This is a genomic window from Christiangramia sediminicola, from assembly GCF_031344135.1.
Taxonomy (GTDB): domain Bacteria; phylum Bacteroidota; class Bacteroidia; order Flavobacteriales; family Flavobacteriaceae; genus Christiangramia; species Christiangramia sediminicola.
Window position 1 is genome coordinate 288,752 of the sequence record NZ_JAVJIU010000003.1, and the last position, 16,643, is coordinate 305,394.

Consider the following 16,643-nt stretch of genomic DNA (forward strand, 5'->3'; position numbering starts at 1 on the left):
AAATTTTCGGTTAAATATAGAATTATTATTTTACAGAAAAAGCAAATGTGATGTTGTTTTCGTACAATTCACCGGGCTTTAGCAAACTCGAAGGAAAGTTTCTGAAGTTTGGTGCATCAGGATAATTCTGAGCTTCCAGAGCTACGGCCGGAAACTTTCTGTCTATTTCACTTAAATAGGTCCAGGTGTCTGGTAAAGTCTCAGGTGAATATACTACCACGACTGGTTGATCACTGCTCAGTTTCATTTTTATACCACTTAGAGAAGAGAAAAGTTGCGCCTGCACCTCATTCTCCATTACATCAAGAACATAAACATCATCCAGTTCCCGGTTTCCAAGTAATTTATTTTCCCGGTAATCTTTTGGGTTATTCTTCAACTTGGTAAGATTTCCTGTCGGTAGATTTTTATCATCAAGCTCAAGAATCTTTGAAGCATTCACTCTCATAAAATGATCGCTCACACTTCCGCCACCATTAAGATTGAAATAAGAATGATTGGTAAGATTTACAATCGTTGCTTTATCTGTTTTGGCTGTATAGGAAATCTTTATTTCATCTTCTTCTGTAAGTGTATATTTCGCAGTTACCTGAAGTCTTCCCGGGTAACCTTCTTCCAGATGCTCACTTATATAAGACAGTGTTACCGAAGGGTTCTCGCCTTCGTTCACCTTATCTATTTCCCAAAGCTTATATTGAAACCCATATTTTCCACCATGCAAATGAACGCGCTCTTCTTGTTCGTTTAGTTCATATTCCTCTTCATCAATTTCAAATTTTCCATCAGCAATACGTCCGGCAAACCTGCCAATGGTAGCCCCAAAACACTTGTTTTCATCACGATATTCCTGACTAAGATATTCTTCCGGTTCACGAGGTCCCACTACCAGATCTATAAGATCATCATTTTTATTTTTTAATTTGAAACTGAAAATAGCCGCGCCATAGTTCAGGATCTGTAATCTACTTTTATTCGAATTAACAAGGTCTATAACCTTCAGATCTGATTTTTGGATCTCGCTCAAGCTTAATTATTTTTTTGATTTTACCCATGAGTCTACCTTAGACTCAAGAACTGTAAGTGGCAAGGCTCCATCTGTAAGCACCACATCATGGAATTCCCTGATGTCGAAATCTTCACCCAACTCCTTTTTCGCATTCTCCCTTAAATCAAGGATCTTGTTCATCCCTATCTTGTAAGCGGTTGCCTGCCCTGGCATTACAATATGTCTTTCTACCATTTTCACGCAGGCACTTTCGGCTGCCGGAGTATTTTCTTTGTAATAATCTATACCTTCCTGCCTGGTCCATTTTTTAGCATGAATACCAGTATCTACTACAAGTCTGCATGATCTCCAAAGTTCCATGGCAAGTCTTCCAAAATCTGAATACGGATCCTCATAAAAACCGATCTCTTTTGGAATATACTCACTGTATAGTCCCCAACCTTCCACATAGGCAGTAAAGAAGCTGAACTTTCTGAATTCCGGAATACTGTCTAATTCCTGTGCGATCGCTATTTGCATATGATGTCCTGGAATTCCTTCATGATAGGCTAATGCTTCCATTTCATATTTCGGCATCGCTTCCATGTCATAAAGATTTGCGTAGTAAGTTCCAGGTCTGGAACCGTCAATAGCTGGCTGCTGATAAAATGCTTTTCCCGCACTTTTCTCACGGAAAGGTTCAACCGCCTTCACCACGATATCTGCTTCTGGCATCGTATTGAACAACTCCGGAAGTTTTTCCTTCATGGAATTGATAATCCCTTTTGCTTCCTTCAGGTAGGTAGCTTTTCCTTCTTCTGTATTCGCGTAATAGAATTGCTCATCGGTTTTCATGAATTCGAAGAAATCGTCCAATGTACCTTCAAACTCAACTTCTTCCATGATCTTCTCCATTTCACCATGAATTCTAGCTACTTCGTTCAGCCCGATCTCATGAATCTCTTCGGCTGTTAAATCTGTAGTTGTAACTCTTTTCAGCGCATTGTTATAAAACTCTCCACCTTTCGGGAATTTCCATACACCGGCTTCTTCAGTAGCTCGTAATTGCTGATTTTCGAGAAAATCTACCAGGCTTTTATAGGCTGGCTGAACATGATCTACCAGTGCAGTTTCCGCTTCATTTATCAATCCAGTTTTCTCTTCCTCAGAGATCTCAAGCTTATCAATTTTAGAACTGAAATCTGCCATTAGCGTACTGGCTTCAGCAGAATTGGTAAATGGCTTTCCTTTTATGATATTTCTGGATGCATCTAGAGTCCTGTCAAAAACAAATTTTGGAGGAATCACTCCATTCTGCTCTCTTAATTTTAATTGCTCAATAATATCATTCATCACCTTTTCCAAACCTACAAGCCTGGAAATATATGCCTTGGCATCTGAAATGGAATCAACCCTATGCATATTGATCAAAAATGCAGGTAATTCTGCATGTAAGCCATGCATTTGCTCAATCGGGTAATCATAAAATCGATAATCGTAATCGGCAATCTCATTTTCTACCTGTCTTTTGAACAGATCATAGCTCAATCTGGTTTTATCGTCCAGTGATTCTTTATCAATTTTGTCAAGATAATCCAGTCTTGTTCTAGCCTGTTCAAGATCTTCGGCATATTTCAGGTTAGAAAAATCGTCCCATTTTCCATAGTCAGACTTCATTCCCATTTGAGTTTGCAACATGGGTGATTCTTCAATTTCTTTCTGAAATTCCTTATCGAAATACTGGTTTAATTCTTCAGACGCGTTTTCCATATCTGCGGAAGTATAACTCCCATCCTTTTTTTCATCACCACAAGAAATGATCGCAGCTCCAAATAGGATCAATAAAATATTATTTCTAATGCTCATAAATCTATTCTTCTATTACTGAAAATTTGATCGCTGAATCTCCATAAACCGTATGGGTTTGCTTCTGAAAATCTTCCTCCTTAGCTTCAAAAATGTTATCTACAAATGTTTGCGGATTTCTATCGATCAAAGGAAACCAGGTACTTTGAATCTGTATCTGAAGTTTATGTCCTTTTTTGAATGTATGATTAATGCCCTGCAAAGTGATATTCACATCGGTCTTCTTGTTCGGTTCAAATGCTTTTGGATTTTCAAAACTTTCTCTGAATCTACCTCTCATTACTTCACTTCTAACCATCATGTGATAATTGCTCATCTTTAAATGAGGCATCGTTTCTTCGTAATTTTCAGCATCTGGAGGATATATATCGATCACCTTCACCACCCAGTCTGCAGCAGATCCTGTAGTTGCAACTTTCAACATGGCTTCAATTGGGCCAGCAAGTTTCATATCCTCTTCCAGAACTTCGGTTTCGAATACCAAAACATCAGGTCTTCTTGCTGCGAAACGCTGATCTCCGGTCATATACTCACGCGGAGTAAATACCATTTTTATCTCGTTGTTGTAAGAAACCGGTTTCTCAGGATCACTAACAAATTTTTCCTCGTTATCTGTCGCTTCTTCTGTCAGTTTCTGGTTATCTCCTAAATACCAGGTTTTCGAAGTTATGTTCTTCGGAGGCCATTCAGAATAATCATTCCATTCCCTGGCGCCGGTATCGTAAATATGAGCTTCTGCCAGTTTCAACATATCCTTGGTTTTCTTCTTGAGGAAATGATTAAAAAATTCCGTTTCATAATCTCGCTGAAAATGGGTAGAAATACTATCTCCAAAATATACGTTCCCAACACCCTGTCTTCCAGACTCTCTTGCCCAATCACCGTGGCTCCATGGTCCAAATACGATACTGTTATAATTATCGCTGTTCTCTTCTATATTTTTATATAGGGCAAAAGGTCCATAAAGATCCTCAGCATCAAACAATCCTCCTACAAACATTACCGCAGGTTTGATCTTGGTATTTTTAAAATGCTGAACAATTCCGCGCTTCTGCCAGAATTCATCATAATTTGGATGTTCTTTTAGCTGTTGCCAGAATTCATTATCTTCCTTGTAATATTTATCAAGGTTACTCAACGGACCATTATCCAGGAAAAATTGATACTGATCTTCAGTTCCAAGCTTTGGAAAATCATACCATGAAGAATCGGTTGGTTTGTCTTTCTGATATCCAAAAACTGCGGTAGCTCTCCAGTAACTTAATAAATATGCTCCATTATGGTGAAAATCATCAAAAAAGAAATCACCAATACTCGCCTGTGGTGATGCCGCCTTTAAAGCCGGGTGGCCACTAAGCAATGAATAAGTCGCGTAAAAACCAGGATAAGAAATTCCCCAGGTTCCAACTTTCCCGTTATTATTCTCGACATTTTTGATAAGCCATTCAATAGTATCATAAGTATCACTGGCCTCATCTACCTCTTTTCCTTTTTTATTCGGAATATAGGCTCGCATATTATCATATTTCCCTTCACTCATCCATCTACCGCGAACATCCTGGTAAACGATAATATTTCCTTCTTTCATCAGGATCTCATTCGGACCTATTTTTGATCGAAATTGATCTTCACCATAAGGTTTTGAACTATACGGCGTTCGCTGCATCAAAATTGGGTATTCTGAAGAATTATCCTTTGGCGTATAGATAGTAGTGTGAAGCTTGATTCCATCCCGCATAGGAATGTCTACCTCCATTTTATCATAAAATTCCTTTACGTCATATTCTGCTTCAGATTGAGCGAGAACTGGGGTTGTTAAGAACAGGATTAAAACTGTAAATTGGGGGATTCTGAAGATTTTCATCAATGTTGTTTTATATAAAGTTCCTAAAGATAGAAATTAGACATCTAAACCTAAAAGAAAAACACTGATAATGCTGAATTCGCAAGGTTATTTCTGCAACTACTTTAGGTGATGCAGATCTTTAAAATTCTGGAATCAGATTTTTCTACGGCAAAGCGATTGTCTGCTCGGTGATTTATGATCCAGACGATGTCTTCTCCTGAACAAAGGATCCAGGTATGTTCCTTTTCCGGAAGGGAAAATTTCTCATCCTTGAAAAAATCGCTTAGTTTTTTCTTCCCTTTCATTCCAAAAGGATGGAAAAAATCACCTTTCTTCCATTTTCTAATGGTTAGAGGAAATTGAAGTTTTCGCTCCGGAACATAAATGCAAGTCTTGGAAACCTGATCGATCTTTTCCACTTCACTAATATGAAATGTGCCCATTTCTGGGATCATCACCAGCTCCTCTTCTTTTCCCAGTTTATATTCCTTCTTACTGGTTTTGTCATTATGCTCTGTAAGCAATAATTTTTCCCTATCCTTTATCAAACGATGGGTATCAGACAAAACCATTTTACCGGTTTGAGCCTCCATAAGATCATAAACATCGTTCCATTCAGTAAATCCAAATGATTTTAAAAGCTGATATAATATCTGTTTTTGATTAGGCACTTTTTTCAGAAATACGATATCTATCGAATAACCATAAGAATCTTTTTGCACCAATTTCGGGTACAGGAGGCTGATATAATCTTCTACAAGATCCATACTTTCCTGCAAATGAGCCTGTGTTTTGGCAAAGCTATCCAGTAACTGCGGATTCAATTCTTCCATCACGGGAACAATCTGATGCCTAATCTTATTCCGCATATATTTATCTAAAGAATTGCTACTGTCTTCCCGCCATTTATAATTTTTCTTCCTGGCGAAATTTTCAATTTCAGATCTGGTATAGGGAAGCAAAGGTCTTACGATCTCATTTCTTTCCTTTTTTATCCCGGTAAGGCCTTCTGGTCCGGTTCCCCGAATTAAATTGATTAGAAAAGTTTCTAAATTGTCATTGGCATGATGCGCTGTTAGGGTATAATCAAATTGTATACTGCTGCTTAATTCTGAAAACCACTCATATCTAAGGTCACGTGCGGCCATCTGGACTGAAATACCATGATTTTCAGCATAGGCAATTGTATCAAAACTTTCAGTAAAAACCTCAACTTCGAAAGAATCTGCTAGATCTACTACGAATTTTTCATCGCCATCGCTCTCCTCAGCCCGAAGGTTAAAGTTGCAATGCGCTATAGCAAAATCAAGTTTCGCCGAATGGCATAAATGAGCAAGCACCACACTATCTACCCCTCCGCTAACAGCCACTAAAAGCTTGGCTCCGCAGATGTATGGATAGTCAGATTTTATAAGATTCTTGAAAGATTTTTCCATGCTCACTCAAAGATACAAAGCTGAAATTGAATTTCTTCCAGCAGAACTGAACTAAATTCCTTACAAATTTGTAAGTACCTCGCGCATAGCTTTTGCCTTTAGAAGACATTCTTCATATTCCTTTTCAGGATGAGATTTGGCAGTAATTGCACCGCCTACAGAGAAGGAGAGATATTTATTTTCAGAATTGTAGAGAATACTTCTTATCACCACATTAAAATCAAAATCACCTTCCGGGGTAAAATATCCCACGGCACCACTATACAGTCCACGTTTAGATTCCTCCAGTTTCTCAATGATCTTCATCGCTGAAATTTTAGGCGCTCCGGTCATACTACCCATAGGAAAACTTGTTCTCAAAGCTTCTACCGGCGGAATCTCATCTTCGATCTTCGCAGTAACGCTGGAAACCAATTGATGCACCTGTTTGAACGAATAAACCTTACAAAGTTCATCTACTTTTACACTTCCCTTTTTTGCGATCCTAGAAAGGTCATTTCTCACTAAATCTACGATCATGACATTTTCAGACTGCTCCTTGGGATCATTAGCAAGTTCTGTTGCTATCTTTTTATCCTCTTCGGGATCTTTAGCTCTTCTGGCGGTTCCTTTGATCGGCTGTGATAATAGGTCTTCTCCTCTCTTTTTTAAATATCTTTCAGGAGAAGCTGAAATAAGATTAAAATTTTCCAGTTTCAAATAGGCTGCAAATGGTGGAGTTGAGATCTCGTTCAAAGACCTGTAAATATCGAAGGAATCTATATCTACATTTTCTGAATAATATTCCTGACAAAAATTAGCTTCATAGATATCTCCTAGATGTATATGATTAAGCATTATACCAATCTTCTCCAGGTATTTTTCCTTAGATATCCTTGCTTCCACTTTTACCGGAGTATGCTTTGAATCTATAGCAATCTCAGTTTTCTGAATATCCTCAAAATCGTGATCTATTTCATCATCTACCATTCGTAAATAATGAAACTCAACCTTATCTCCCTTTATAAAAATCAATTTCTGAGGCTGAAAAAAGTAAAGTTCGGGAAAATGAAGTCCGTCGAAATTTGAAGATTTGAGTCGCTCTACATCATTCTTTAAGTCATAACTTAAATACCCAAAAATCCAGTCGGCAGTTGTTTCCTGATATTCCTTAAGCTTATCAAATGCATTTTCATGATCGGTTTTTATAGCCGTAAAAGCTTCAACAGCCAGAATAGCCTCATATTCCCCGGTTTTAGAATCATCATCATTGCTATCCAGCCAGGTAATTTCCTGAAATTGCCGGCTCCAGGACAATATTTGTTGCTTTAATCTTTGAGGATCTTTAACTGAAAAACTTTTAGAACTGCGCACTTAACTTTCAATTTGGTGCGCAAAGGTAGTAAGCACATCTTCAATTCCCATATCCAGCACTTCGTTTGTAAGCCTTCCGTCCTGAAAGTTATCTTTAAAAGATGGTAGGCTGAAACTTTCAATCACTTGTCCGCCAAATCTTCCGAAGATATTTTTTACATATTCAAGCGAACTTTTTGCTCCGCGCTTTCCCGGAGAAGTACTTACTAAAAGGATCATTTTGCCTTCCAGAAAATTCCTGTTCGCTCGTGAAAGCCAGTCGATAATATTCTTGAAAAAAGCGGACGGACCACCATTATGCTCATTTACAGCTACTACCAAGGCATCACTTTCCATGATCAAATTTTTGATAATCGTAGAGTTTAAAGGAATGCCCTCATTTTTCTCAATATCCTGACTATAAATAGGCAATGGATAATCGGTCAATCTGAGTTCTTTTATCTGGTGGCCCTGAATCCTGCCAACAATATGATCCAGCAATTGCTGATTAATAGAAGTGCTACTGTTGGAACCGGCAAAGGCAAGGATTTTCTTCATTTAGGTCAATTTTTGCCTAAAAATACCTAAAATAATTTGAAGAAACTTTTGGAGCATTGTATGCAAAAAGTGTTTTTCAAGATTCAGGATGTATTATATTGAAAAACCCCGGAAAAATCCGGGGTTGAGAACCATAACTGTTCACTCACTTATTGAATAAACAGGGAAGCAATTGCGTTGACTTCCTGCATAGTAAGAGGTTCATCAAAGGCCTCAGTTAAAGATGCGCTCGAATATTTTGAAAGTGCCAAACTCAGGTCTACGCCTCCTTGAATCTTATTATCTTCGCCAGCATAAACCGCTGCAATTGGCGAGGACTGATCTCCTGCACCTGTGATCCATCCTTTTTCCATACGCATTCTACGTACTTTAGAAGCGTGTCGCGCCTCGATAGAATGTATCTGCAAAGCATATTCTAATAAAGCATTATTATCTATCAATGCCCCGGCCTGACCCTTATAGGCTCTAACACCTGTATCTTCAAAGCCCTGTGATAATAAAAGAAAGGTTTGATAATTACTGAAAGTATCAAAACTACCTCCAGCGGTGAAATCAAAGTTTGGTTTTTCAATTGCGTTATCACCTAATGCAGCCAGTAAAAACTTCACATGCTCATCTTCATGCTTCAGGATTAAACCAAATACATCTCTTGCATTTCCGGTGATTAATCCGTCGGTATCCATACCTATCTGGTAAAATTCCTTTTCAAGATATTCCAGCGTAAGTGCAAAATTCAGGATCTCTGTAGGACTTGCCATTGCTGAGGCGTATGATGTTGCCATCGTTGCCGCTTTGGTTTTGTTACTTGTCGCAGCAAACGCAAAAGGAATTGATGCCATAGCAGCATTTTTCCCGATATTTTTCATGTGACCAAATGATTCTCTCCTGGAGGATTTGGCATCCAGCAAGTCACCATCGGCTACTTTATCTAAAAATTTTATAAAATTCATAATTCAAGATTTTAAGATTATTACTCAGTTGGAATATTATTGGCGATTATGCGGGTTTGTAAGAATCCGGTGCCTGCAACCCTCTCCAGGATCACATTTGGATCTACAGCATCATCAAAGGCTTCAGGAAACATCTGATCACCGAGAGATAGACCCACGGTTACATCTTCATCGGCGAAATTATCTAAATCTCCATTTGCAGTACCAATAAGATCTCTTATCGCAGAAGCATGTCTAGCTTCCACCGAAACTATTTTCCCTGCCAGTAATAAATACGTTGCATTAGATAGCAGTTTACCGGCTCCATTATAAGCCTGCACTCCAGTATCTTCAAGGATCTGAGCAAAATTCAGAACAGTATCCCTATCACTAAAATCAACAGCACTAAAATCAAATTCCAGGTTTGGTGCCACCTCTCCCGGATCGAACAGCGAATCTAGGACCAATTCAAAGAAATCTCTATGAATTAATTCATGTTGGTAGATATCGTAGAAGATCTCATAATCGCCTTCCATTCCGCTGAATGATAAACTTTCTCCATTAACTACTTCGGCATAGAATGCCGCCTCTAGTTGTTCAAGGATATAAGCATAATTCAGTATGGCGCGATCACCTTCACCAAGATTAAATACCTTTTTGTTATTAACTCCTTTTGCTTTCGCATCTGCAGAGAAAATTTCGTCTTCATCCGGTTCGCAGGAGTATAACATTAAGCTAGATCCTACTACGGCAAGACCACCAAGCTTAAGAAAACTTCTCCGGGAAGATGATTTTCCATTCGCTTTTTGAGCCTCAACCTTAATTACTGGTTTTTCCATAATTATATATTTAGTGGTTAATAAAATTTCCCCTTTATAATACATACGCTCAATGCAAGTAGCTGGTTTTTAATTTGTTACAAAATTTCATAAAACATTGAATATTTAACAAATACGAACTTTTAATACATATTTATTAGTTCATGAACGATAATATCAAAATTCATTTGGAAAGAAATTCTGATAGTTGAAATCGCTTTTTTCAGCCTTTTTCGATAGAATCTTCCAGGTTGAGATAAAAAATTGAATGATAATTTTAACTTTATTAAAAAACTATAGCCTTGAAAAAACACAGTATTGAAAATGACTTCCTAAAGATTTCTGTCAAGGAAACTGGTGCAGAACTTTGCAGTATAATTAATAAGGAAAATGATATAGAATATATCTGGCAGGCAGATCCTAAAATTTGGGGAAGCCACGCGCCTAATTTATTCCCAATTATTGGCGAGATCAAGAACGGGAAATATTTCTATGAAGGAAAAGAGTATTCGGTTCCAAAACACGGATTTATCCGTCATAATGAGAACATCAGGCTAAAGGAGAGATCTGAACACCAACTCGTATTTGAGCTATTGTATTCAGAAGAAACTTTAGAAATGTATCCTTTTAAATTCGATTTGAGAATAGCTTTTACTATCGATGGAAAAAACCTGGAAGTGAGTCATCATCTTATTAATCTCGATGAAAAACCTATTTATTTTTCATTAGGTGGTCATCCAGCTTTTAATATTCAACTTTTTAATAATGAAAATATTGATGATTATTCTCTGCAATTTGATCGTAAGATGGATCTCAAAACTTACATTCTAAACGATGACGGCCTGGTTAGTTCCGAAACCAAAGAGATCCTGAAAAATGACCATACGATAAAGCTGACTGAAAATATCTTCGACGAAGATGCCCTTATCTTTAAAAATATCAATTCAAATAAGGTGGACCTCGTAAGTGCAAAACATGGGAAGATTCTAAGTGTAGAATATAAAGATTTTAAAAACCTTGGTATCTGGGCAAAACCCGGTGCGCCATATGTTTGTATTGAACCATGGCTTGGAATTGCAGATGTTGAAGATACCAACCAAAATTTAAAGGATAAAGAAGGCATTGAAGTTCTTAACGAAGGTGAGGAAATAAACCATTTCTACATGATCCAGATAAATTAAAATAATTTAGTAATTCATTTATATTCAGTTTTTTATTATTTTCATAGCACTTAAAAAGTTTTACTATGAAAAATCTAACTATTGTCTTCGGTTTATTATTCTTTCTTATTACATCAGTTTCTCAGGCACAGGAAGATATTGTGCATATGCTAAATGGTGATGAGAAAAAAGGAAAAGTTACCGCGGTTAAAAGTGATGCGATTAGTTTTGTTTATTCCGGAGAAGACCTGGAATATGAGTTAAAAAAGCAAAATATTCATAAGATCGATTTTGCCAGTGGAAGAACAGAAGTCTATAATCAAGTTCAGAATAGTTCATCTCCATCAAATGCAAATGCAAATACAGCTGTAACTTCAACTGCCGCTGAGAGAAAAAATAAGATTGCCGTGCTACCGTTTAAAATAATTTCTAATAATGCTTCCTTAACCTCAGAGGGAATGATGGAGGAAGTACAAAACACCACAGCAAATTCTATTAGAAGTAATACCAGCCAGGTGATTCTCCAGGATCCTTCTGAAACCAATGCCATTCTTTACGAAAATAATATTGGAGAGGCCGAAGCCAGCAAGATGAGACCGGCAGACATAGCTCAGCTTCTTGGAGTTGAATTTGTAGTTATAGGTTCTGCCAACATCGATTATACAGGTTCCAATACCTACGGCAGCAGTAGAACAACTTATAAGGACAAGCAAGAAAGAGATCGAGATTCCAGAAAATCTTCTGGAAAGGAAAATACATATTCTTCCAGTAGTTCAACAGAAAACTATAGCACGAATATCAACCTGAAAATTTTCAACGATGAGGGACGTAGCGTTTATAGTGTAGATAGGACAGGTATTGGGACTAACCTGAACAAATATGAAACTACAATAAGTTACCTTATCAAAAGATCTCCCTGGGGAAGTAAAAGGTAAATTGGTCGTCTTGCAGTTTGTAAGTTTTTAATGCGCTACCTTTGCAAAAATTAAACCTTACGCTTTGAGTTTTCAAGACCTAAATTTAAATACCCCGTTACGCAATGCCCTGGAAGATCTGAATTTTCAGACTCCCACTCCTATTCAGGAACAGGCATTTTCATCTGTCATGTCTGGAAGAGATGTAGTTGGAATTGCCCAGACGGGTACAGGAAAAACCTTCGCCTATTTATTGCCATTGTTAAGAATGCTGAAATATTCTGAACAAAAGAATCCGCGTATTCTAATTATGGTACCTACAAGGGAACTGGTTGTTCAGGTAGTTGAGGAAATTGAAAAGCTCGCAAAATATATCAATCTTAGAGTTGCAGGAGTTTATGGTGGCGTAAATATAAATACGCAACATCAGGATCTTATGCAGGGACTGGATATTGTTGTTGCTACTCCAAGGAGACTTTATGATCTGGTTTTGCGAAGAGCTGTTCAGCTAAAGTCTATTCAGAAGTTCGTGATAGATGAAGTGGATGTGATGCTGGACCTGGGTTTTAAATTCCAGGTAAACAATATCATAGAATTACTTCCCACGAACAGGCAAAGTATTATGTTTTCAGCCACGATGACTGAAACGGTAGAGGAAATGATAGACGCTAATTTTAAGGCTCCGGAAAAGATTTCTGTAGCTGTAAGCGGGACTCCCCTGGAAAATATTGATCAGCGTGGATATAAGATCCCGAATTTTTATACAAAAGCAAACCTTTTAAAGCATCTGCTTTCTGATGCTGAAGCATATCATAAAGTACTCATCTTCATTGGCGACAAGCGAATCGCAGATAGATTATACGAAAATCTGGGTGAAGAATTCCCGGGAGAAACCAGCTTGGTGCACACCGGGAAAAGTCAGAATTATCGACTAAAAAGTGTAAGTGATTTTGATGAAGGAAATACCAGGATCCTTATCGCCACAGATGTTATGGCTAGAGGTCTGGATATTGAGAATGTCTCTCATGTCGTAAATTTTGACACCCCGCAATATCCTGAGAACTACATGCACAGGATTGGTAGAACAGGACGTGCCGAGAAAAAGGGTCAGTCATTATTATTTACTACTGAGGCAGAACAGGAATACCTGGAAGCGATCGAGGACTTGATGAAAACAGAAGTTCCAAAATATGAACTACCTAAGGAGGTCGAAATTGCTACAGAATTGATTCCGGAAGAAAAACCAAGGGCAATAGAGATCAATAATCCAAATAAAGTTATAGACGAAGCCGGACCGGCATTCCACGAAAAGAAGGATAAAAATAAGAAGGTTAATCTTGGTGGATCTTACCGAAAAGAGATCGCGCAAAAATATAAAAAACCTAAAACGCGAGGCGATAAAAACGCCAATCGAAGACGGAAAAAATAAAAAAGAGCGCATTGCGCTCTTTTTTTATAGGATGCTATTAGCGTTATCCTTAACAAGTTTCTGGAATTTTAAAATTTTATTTATTTATCGTCCGATCAAATAACTGAAAGTCAATTTTTTACTATATTCAGATATTCAAAAAATCAACTCCATGAAAAAAATTCAGTTATTATTCATTTTTCTATTCTTTTCAATCTCTATTTATGCTCAGGATAAAACTGCCGAGGTATATATTATAAGAGATACTCAGTCAATAGGGTCATTAACAAAATTCGAGGTTTTTGTTGATGATGAAATTATTTGTGAGATTAAAAATCATAAATACATAATAACTAATTTAACACCTGGCATTCATAAATTTTCTGTTCAAATGACAGGGAAAAAATCAAAAGCAAATGTTGATCATTTTGAATTAGAGTTGGAGGCCAATGAAGAATATTATTTACAGGTAGAAACTCCTTCCTCTGTTATGGGTTCCAGCCATTTTACAGAAGTAACCAAAAACTCTGCAAACAAAATAATTCCTAAACTGGAGGAACAAGAAGATTGCGATTAACAAGTAATTTAAAAAAGTTCTTTAAATAGAGTTCTGGGGCAATCCCGATTCATCGTTATTAGTGAAATAAGCTTAGAATGAAAATAACTACTTTGACCAAAAAACCAGTAACAGGGAAACAATTCCATACCTCCTAATCCGTTAACCAGAGAGAAAAGAAAACAAAAGGAGCGCATTGCGCTCCTTTTGTTTATGAATTAACTTCTATTCTTTTTCTTCGCTGCCTTTGCAGCCCTCTTTTCTTTCAAACTTAGTACCGGCTCTTTCTTAGCCGAATTCTTTGAAGGCGATTTTTCTTTTGCCATGATTTCTATAATTAGAATTAACTTCTAAATGTAGTGAAAGTTTGAATTGGTTTGATTAAAATTTTAGTCTGTTCATTAATTGATTGATGAAACCTTATCTAACTCCACGTTCCTGATCCAATTGAGGATAAAACTGGCCATCCTGCCAACCAGAAAGGTAAAACCTCCAAATAAAGGAGCAAGAAGAGTAACCTTCAAGCCTCCGGCAAATAATGCAGGACTAATATCTCCAAGAGCTTCAAAGGCATCAAATATTTGAATTAATCCAATGAATTGTGCAAATAAACCTATAACCAAAGCCAGCAATGCCAGCTGATTTATTAAAGTAAGAGCTTTGTGAAATACATGGGTTGGCGATTTAAGTTTCATCGCTGCTCTTACGATTAAAAACAGGATTAATAAAAAAGAAATAAGGATCAGGCTCATCGCAAGGGGTCCTCCTTCGTTTATCCTTGCAAATAACTGGTCAAAAAATCCTCTTTGCTTTAACATGAAAATACTTAAGGCGATCATTGTTTAGTTTTATTGATTAACAAGTTCAAAGCTATGATATAAGTTCTTTTGCTTTTTGATTTTGAGATGAACTGCAGGTTTAATTTCCTTTTTAACCTAATACAGATCATAAAGCCTTTCAAATTCCATTCTAATGTTATCCACCATTTAAAAATGGTTATTTGTCGCAAAAATTTTCTCTTTCCATTATTTAGTCACATTTTTATCTATTAATGAATCTTTCAGGAGCTTTTTTAGAATTAGGAAAACGATTTTTACTACATAGTCTATTCTGGCTTGTGGTCCTTCTTTTCTTTACTTTTTTCTTCGGTTTTGAAGATGCAGATTTTAAAACTGTAGTTACATTTTCTGCTTTTTTCCTTCCAGTTACTATAGGAACGACCTATGTTTTTGTATACAGGCTTATCCCAAAATACTTAATTCCTAAAAGATATCTAACCTTCACCTTATACTCGCTGGCGGCCTTTTTAATTTCAGCATCGTATATAACGATCTCTGCATTTTATGGAATAATGATCACTGTTGGCTATGGTTATGAGGAAAAATTTCCAATCACCAAGAGTCTAATTTATATACTAATAAGTGTATATCTGGTGGTTGCGATCGCTTCGGCATTCAGCTTGTTGAAAAATAATTATTCGGCGGCCGCTAAAAATGAGGAGCTAAAAAACCGGATTCTGGAAGCACAGCTTAAACTTAAAGAACAGGAGTTGCAATATTTGAAAATGCAGATACATCCGCATTTTCTTTTTAATACCCTGAATACTATCTATGGATTGAGTTTAACTAACAATCAGGCCACTCCAGAAATGATCCTGCAGTTATCAGATCTGCTGGACTATATCCTATATCAAACCAGAAAACCGCTGGTAAAGTTGGAAGATGAAGTAAATCATATTCGGAACTATATAGACCTGGAAAAAAAACGCTTTAGAGAAGACCTGGAGATCAATTTTCATTCTGATCCTATTCCCGAAAAAGTTCAGATCGCCCCAATGCTGCTTCTTCCCTTTGTGGAAAATAGCTTTAAGCATGGAAAGGGTAATGATGGAAAATTGAAAATTACGATTGAATTAAGCCTGGATGATGAAATTATGAACTTCAGGATTATTAATTCCTTAGGTGAAAAAACGGAAAGATCTGATGGAGAAGGAATCGGATTGGAAAATATTCGAAGAAGATTACAAATTCTATACGAGAATGATCATGAATTAAAGGTTGAAGATGATAAAGATAATTTTTGTGTTTCACTTAATTTGAACCTCGCTAAAAATCCGACAAATGTTAGATAAGATTCGATGTATCATTGTTGATGACGAACCGGTTGCTTTAGACATCCTGGAAAATCACATTTCCAGGATCGATAAGATCGAGATCATTGGTCGCTGTAAAAATGCTACGGAAGCATTTAATATGATCAATGCGAATAAGACAGATCTTATCTTCCTGGACATAAACATGCCCGGTATTTCTGGAATTTCATTTGCAAAATCTATCAATAAGAATATTAAGATCATATTTACAACCGCATATCGAGAATACGCCATTGAGGGTTTCGATCTGCACGCGGTAGATTACCTTTTAAAACCTATTTCCTTTGAACGCTTACTGGATGCAGTCAACAATTTTCAGGAAATACATATCAATCAAAGTCCGCCGGAACATAAGTCTGATGAAATTTCAGATTTCATTTTTGTGAAGATCGACCGAAAAATGCACAAGATCGATTTTTCAAAAATCCTCTGGATCGAGAGCCTAAGCGATTACCTTAAAATTGAAACTTCTAATGGCACTAAAGTCACGAGAGAAACCATTTCGTCAATAGAAACAAAGCTTCCGCAATCTAAATTCTTAAGGATTCACCGCTCTTTTATTATCGCCATAGATAAGATAGAATCCTATTCAAATGAAGAGGTGATCATTCAGAATAAATCGCTACCCATAAGCAGAACATATAAAGATCAGGTGATCCAAACACTGGGAAAATTTCAATAAA

15 protein-coding genes are annotated in these 16,643 nt (G+C 37.0%); 6 read left to right on the forward strand and 9 right to left on the reverse strand.

The window, feature by feature from the left end:
* Window positions 1-25: 25 nt before the first annotated feature.
* The 8 genes from RE431_RS08565 to RE431_RS08600 form a co-directional block, all read right to left on the reverse strand.
* On the reverse strand, window positions 26-1,024 hold the full coding sequence (locus RE431_RS08565; protein WP_309561568.1) for an aldose epimerase family protein: 999 nt from the start codon (window positions 1,022-1,024) through the stop codon (window positions 26-28).
* Window positions 1,025-1,030: 6 nt separating this feature from the next.
* The gene (locus tag RE431_RS08570) at window positions 1,031-2,851 is read right to left on the reverse strand and encodes a DUF885 domain-containing protein (RefSeq protein ID WP_309561569.1); all 1,821 of its coding nucleotides are present in this window, start codon (window positions 2,849-2,851) and stop codon (window positions 1,031-1,033) included.
* Between the two features lie 4 nt (window positions 2,852-2,855).
* Window positions 2,856-4,715 (reverse strand): CocE/NonD family hydrolase, encoded by a 1,860-nt coding sequence (locus tag RE431_RS08575; RefSeq protein ID WP_309561570.1) that lies wholly within the window; start codon window positions 4,713-4,715, stop codon window positions 2,856-2,858.
* Window positions 4,716-4,819: 104 nt separating this feature from the next.
* Window positions 4,820-6,133, reverse strand: coding sequence for a tRNA lysidine(34) synthetase TilS (gene tilS, locus RE431_RS08580; protein WP_309561571.1), 1,314 nt, complete (start codon window positions 6,131-6,133; stop codon window positions 4,820-4,822).
* A 60-nt stretch (window positions 6,134-6,193) separates the two neighbouring features.
* The gene (gene pabB, locus RE431_RS08585) at window positions 6,194-7,486 is read right to left on the reverse strand and encodes an aminodeoxychorismate synthase component I (RefSeq protein ID WP_309561572.1); all 1,293 of its coding nucleotides are present in this window, start codon (window positions 7,484-7,486) and stop codon (window positions 6,194-6,196) included.
* The gene (locus tag RE431_RS08590; protein ID WP_309561573.1) at window positions 7,487-8,023 is read right to left on the reverse strand and encodes an NADPH-dependent FMN reductase; all 537 of its coding nucleotides are present in this window, start codon (window positions 8,021-8,023) and stop codon (window positions 7,487-7,489) included.
* A gap of 149 nt (window positions 8,024-8,172) precedes the next feature.
* Window positions 8,173-8,973, reverse strand: a complete 801-nt coding sequence (locus tag RE431_RS08595) for a ferritin-like domain-containing protein (RefSeq protein WP_309561574.1) — start codon at window positions 8,971-8,973, stop codon at window positions 8,173-8,175.
* A 20-nt stretch (window positions 8,974-8,993) separates the two neighbouring features.
* Window positions 8,994-9,791, reverse strand: coding sequence for a ferritin-like domain-containing protein (locus RE431_RS08600; RefSeq protein ID WP_309561575.1), 798 nt, complete (start codon window positions 9,789-9,791; stop codon window positions 8,994-8,996).
* A 281-nt stretch (window positions 9,792-10,072) separates the two neighbouring features.
* Here RE431_RS08600 and RE431_RS08605 point away from each other — a divergent pair, with 281 nt between their 5' ends.
* From RE431_RS08605 to RE431_RS08620, 4 genes are all read left to right on the forward strand, one after another.
* Window positions 10,073-10,951 carry an aldose 1-epimerase family protein gene (locus tag RE431_RS08605; protein WP_309561576.1) on the forward strand — a complete coding sequence of 293 codons (879 nt, stop codon included), beginning with the start codon at window positions 10,073-10,075 and terminating at the stop codon, window positions 10,949-10,951.
* 65 nt (window positions 10,952-11,016) lie between these two features.
* The gene (locus tag RE431_RS08610) at window positions 11,017-11,865 is read left to right on the forward strand and encodes a hypothetical protein (protein WP_309561577.1); all 849 of its coding nucleotides are present in this window, start codon (window positions 11,017-11,019) and stop codon (window positions 11,863-11,865) included.
* Between the two features lie 64 nt (window positions 11,866-11,929).
* Window positions 11,930-13,273: a DEAD/DEAH box helicase gene (locus RE431_RS08615; protein ID WP_309561578.1), complete on the forward strand. Its 1,344-nt coding sequence runs from the start codon at window positions 11,930-11,932 to the stop codon at window positions 13,271-13,273.
* A 151-nt stretch (window positions 13,274-13,424) separates the two neighbouring features.
* Entirely contained in the window at window positions 13,425-13,829 is a 405-nt protein-coding gene (locus tag RE431_RS08620) for a DUF2846 domain-containing protein (protein ID WP_309561579.1), read from the forward strand.
* A 380-nt stretch (window positions 13,830-14,209) separates the two neighbouring features.
* Here the strand turns inward: RE431_RS08620 and RE431_RS08625 are convergent, their stop codons facing one another.
* Window positions 14,210-14,626 (reverse strand): hypothetical protein, encoded by a 417-nt coding sequence (locus tag RE431_RS08625; RefSeq protein WP_309561580.1) that lies wholly within the window; start codon window positions 14,624-14,626, stop codon window positions 14,210-14,212.
* 233 nt (window positions 14,627-14,859) lie between these two features.
* Between RE431_RS08625 and RE431_RS08630 the strand changes: the two genes are divergently transcribed.
* Both RE431_RS08630 and RE431_RS08635 read left to right on the forward strand, forming a co-directional pair.
* Entirely contained in the window at window positions 14,860-15,939 is a 1,080-nt protein-coding gene (locus tag RE431_RS08630) for a sensor histidine kinase (RefSeq protein WP_309561581.1), read from the forward strand.
* Window positions 15,929-16,642, forward strand: coding sequence for a LytR/AlgR family response regulator transcription factor (locus RE431_RS08635; protein WP_309561582.1), 714 nt, complete (start codon window positions 15,929-15,931; stop codon window positions 16,640-16,642). The genes RE431_RS08630 and RE431_RS08635 overlap by 11 nt, the downstream gene beginning before the upstream one ends.
* Window position 16,643: the final 1 nt, after the last annotated feature.

What these genes read in the sequence shown, in the direction of transcription:
- RE431_RS08625 (WP_309561580.1), bottom strand. Translation starts at nt 14,626, where the DNA reads ATGTTAAAGCAAAGAGGATTTTTTGACCAGTTATTTGCAAGGATAAAC.
- RE431_RS08595 (WP_309561574.1), bottom strand. Translation starts at nt 8,973, where the DNA reads ATGAATTTTATAAAATTTTTAGATAAAGTAGCCGATGGTGACTTGCTG.
- RE431_RS08620 (WP_309561579.1), top strand. Translation starts at nt 13,425, where the DNA reads ATGAAAAAAATTCAGTTATTATTCATTTTTCTATTCTTTTCAATCTCT.
- tilS (WP_309561571.1), bottom strand. Translation starts at nt 6,133, where the DNA reads ATGGAAAAATCTTTCAAGAATCTTATAAAATCTGACTATCCATACATC.
- RE431_RS08600 (WP_309561575.1), bottom strand. Translation starts at nt 9,791, where the DNA reads ATGGAAAAACCAGTAATTAAGGTTGAGGCTCAAAAAGCGAATGGAAAA.
- RE431_RS08570 (WP_309561569.1), bottom strand. Translation starts at nt 2,851, where the DNA reads ATGAGCATTAGAAATAATATTTTATTGATCCTATTTGGAGCTGCGATC.
- RE431_RS08610 (WP_309561577.1), top strand. Translation starts at nt 11,017, where the DNA reads ATGAAAAATCTAACTATTGTCTTCGGTTTATTATTCTTTCTTATTACA.
- RE431_RS08575 (WP_309561570.1), bottom strand. Translation starts at nt 4,715, where the DNA reads ATGAAAATCTTCAGAATCCCCCAATTTACAGTTTTAATCCTGTTCTTA.
- RE431_RS08635 (WP_309561582.1), top strand. Translation starts at nt 15,929, where the DNA reads ATGTTAGATAAGATTCGATGTATCATTGTTGATGACGAACCGGTTGCT.
- RE431_RS08630 (WP_309561581.1), top strand. Translation starts at nt 14,860, where the DNA reads ATGAATCTTTCAGGAGCTTTTTTAGAATTAGGAAAACGATTTTTACTA.
- RE431_RS08590 (WP_309561573.1), bottom strand. Translation starts at nt 8,023, where the DNA reads ATGAAGAAAATCCTTGCCTTTGCCGGTTCCAACAGTAGCACTTCTATT.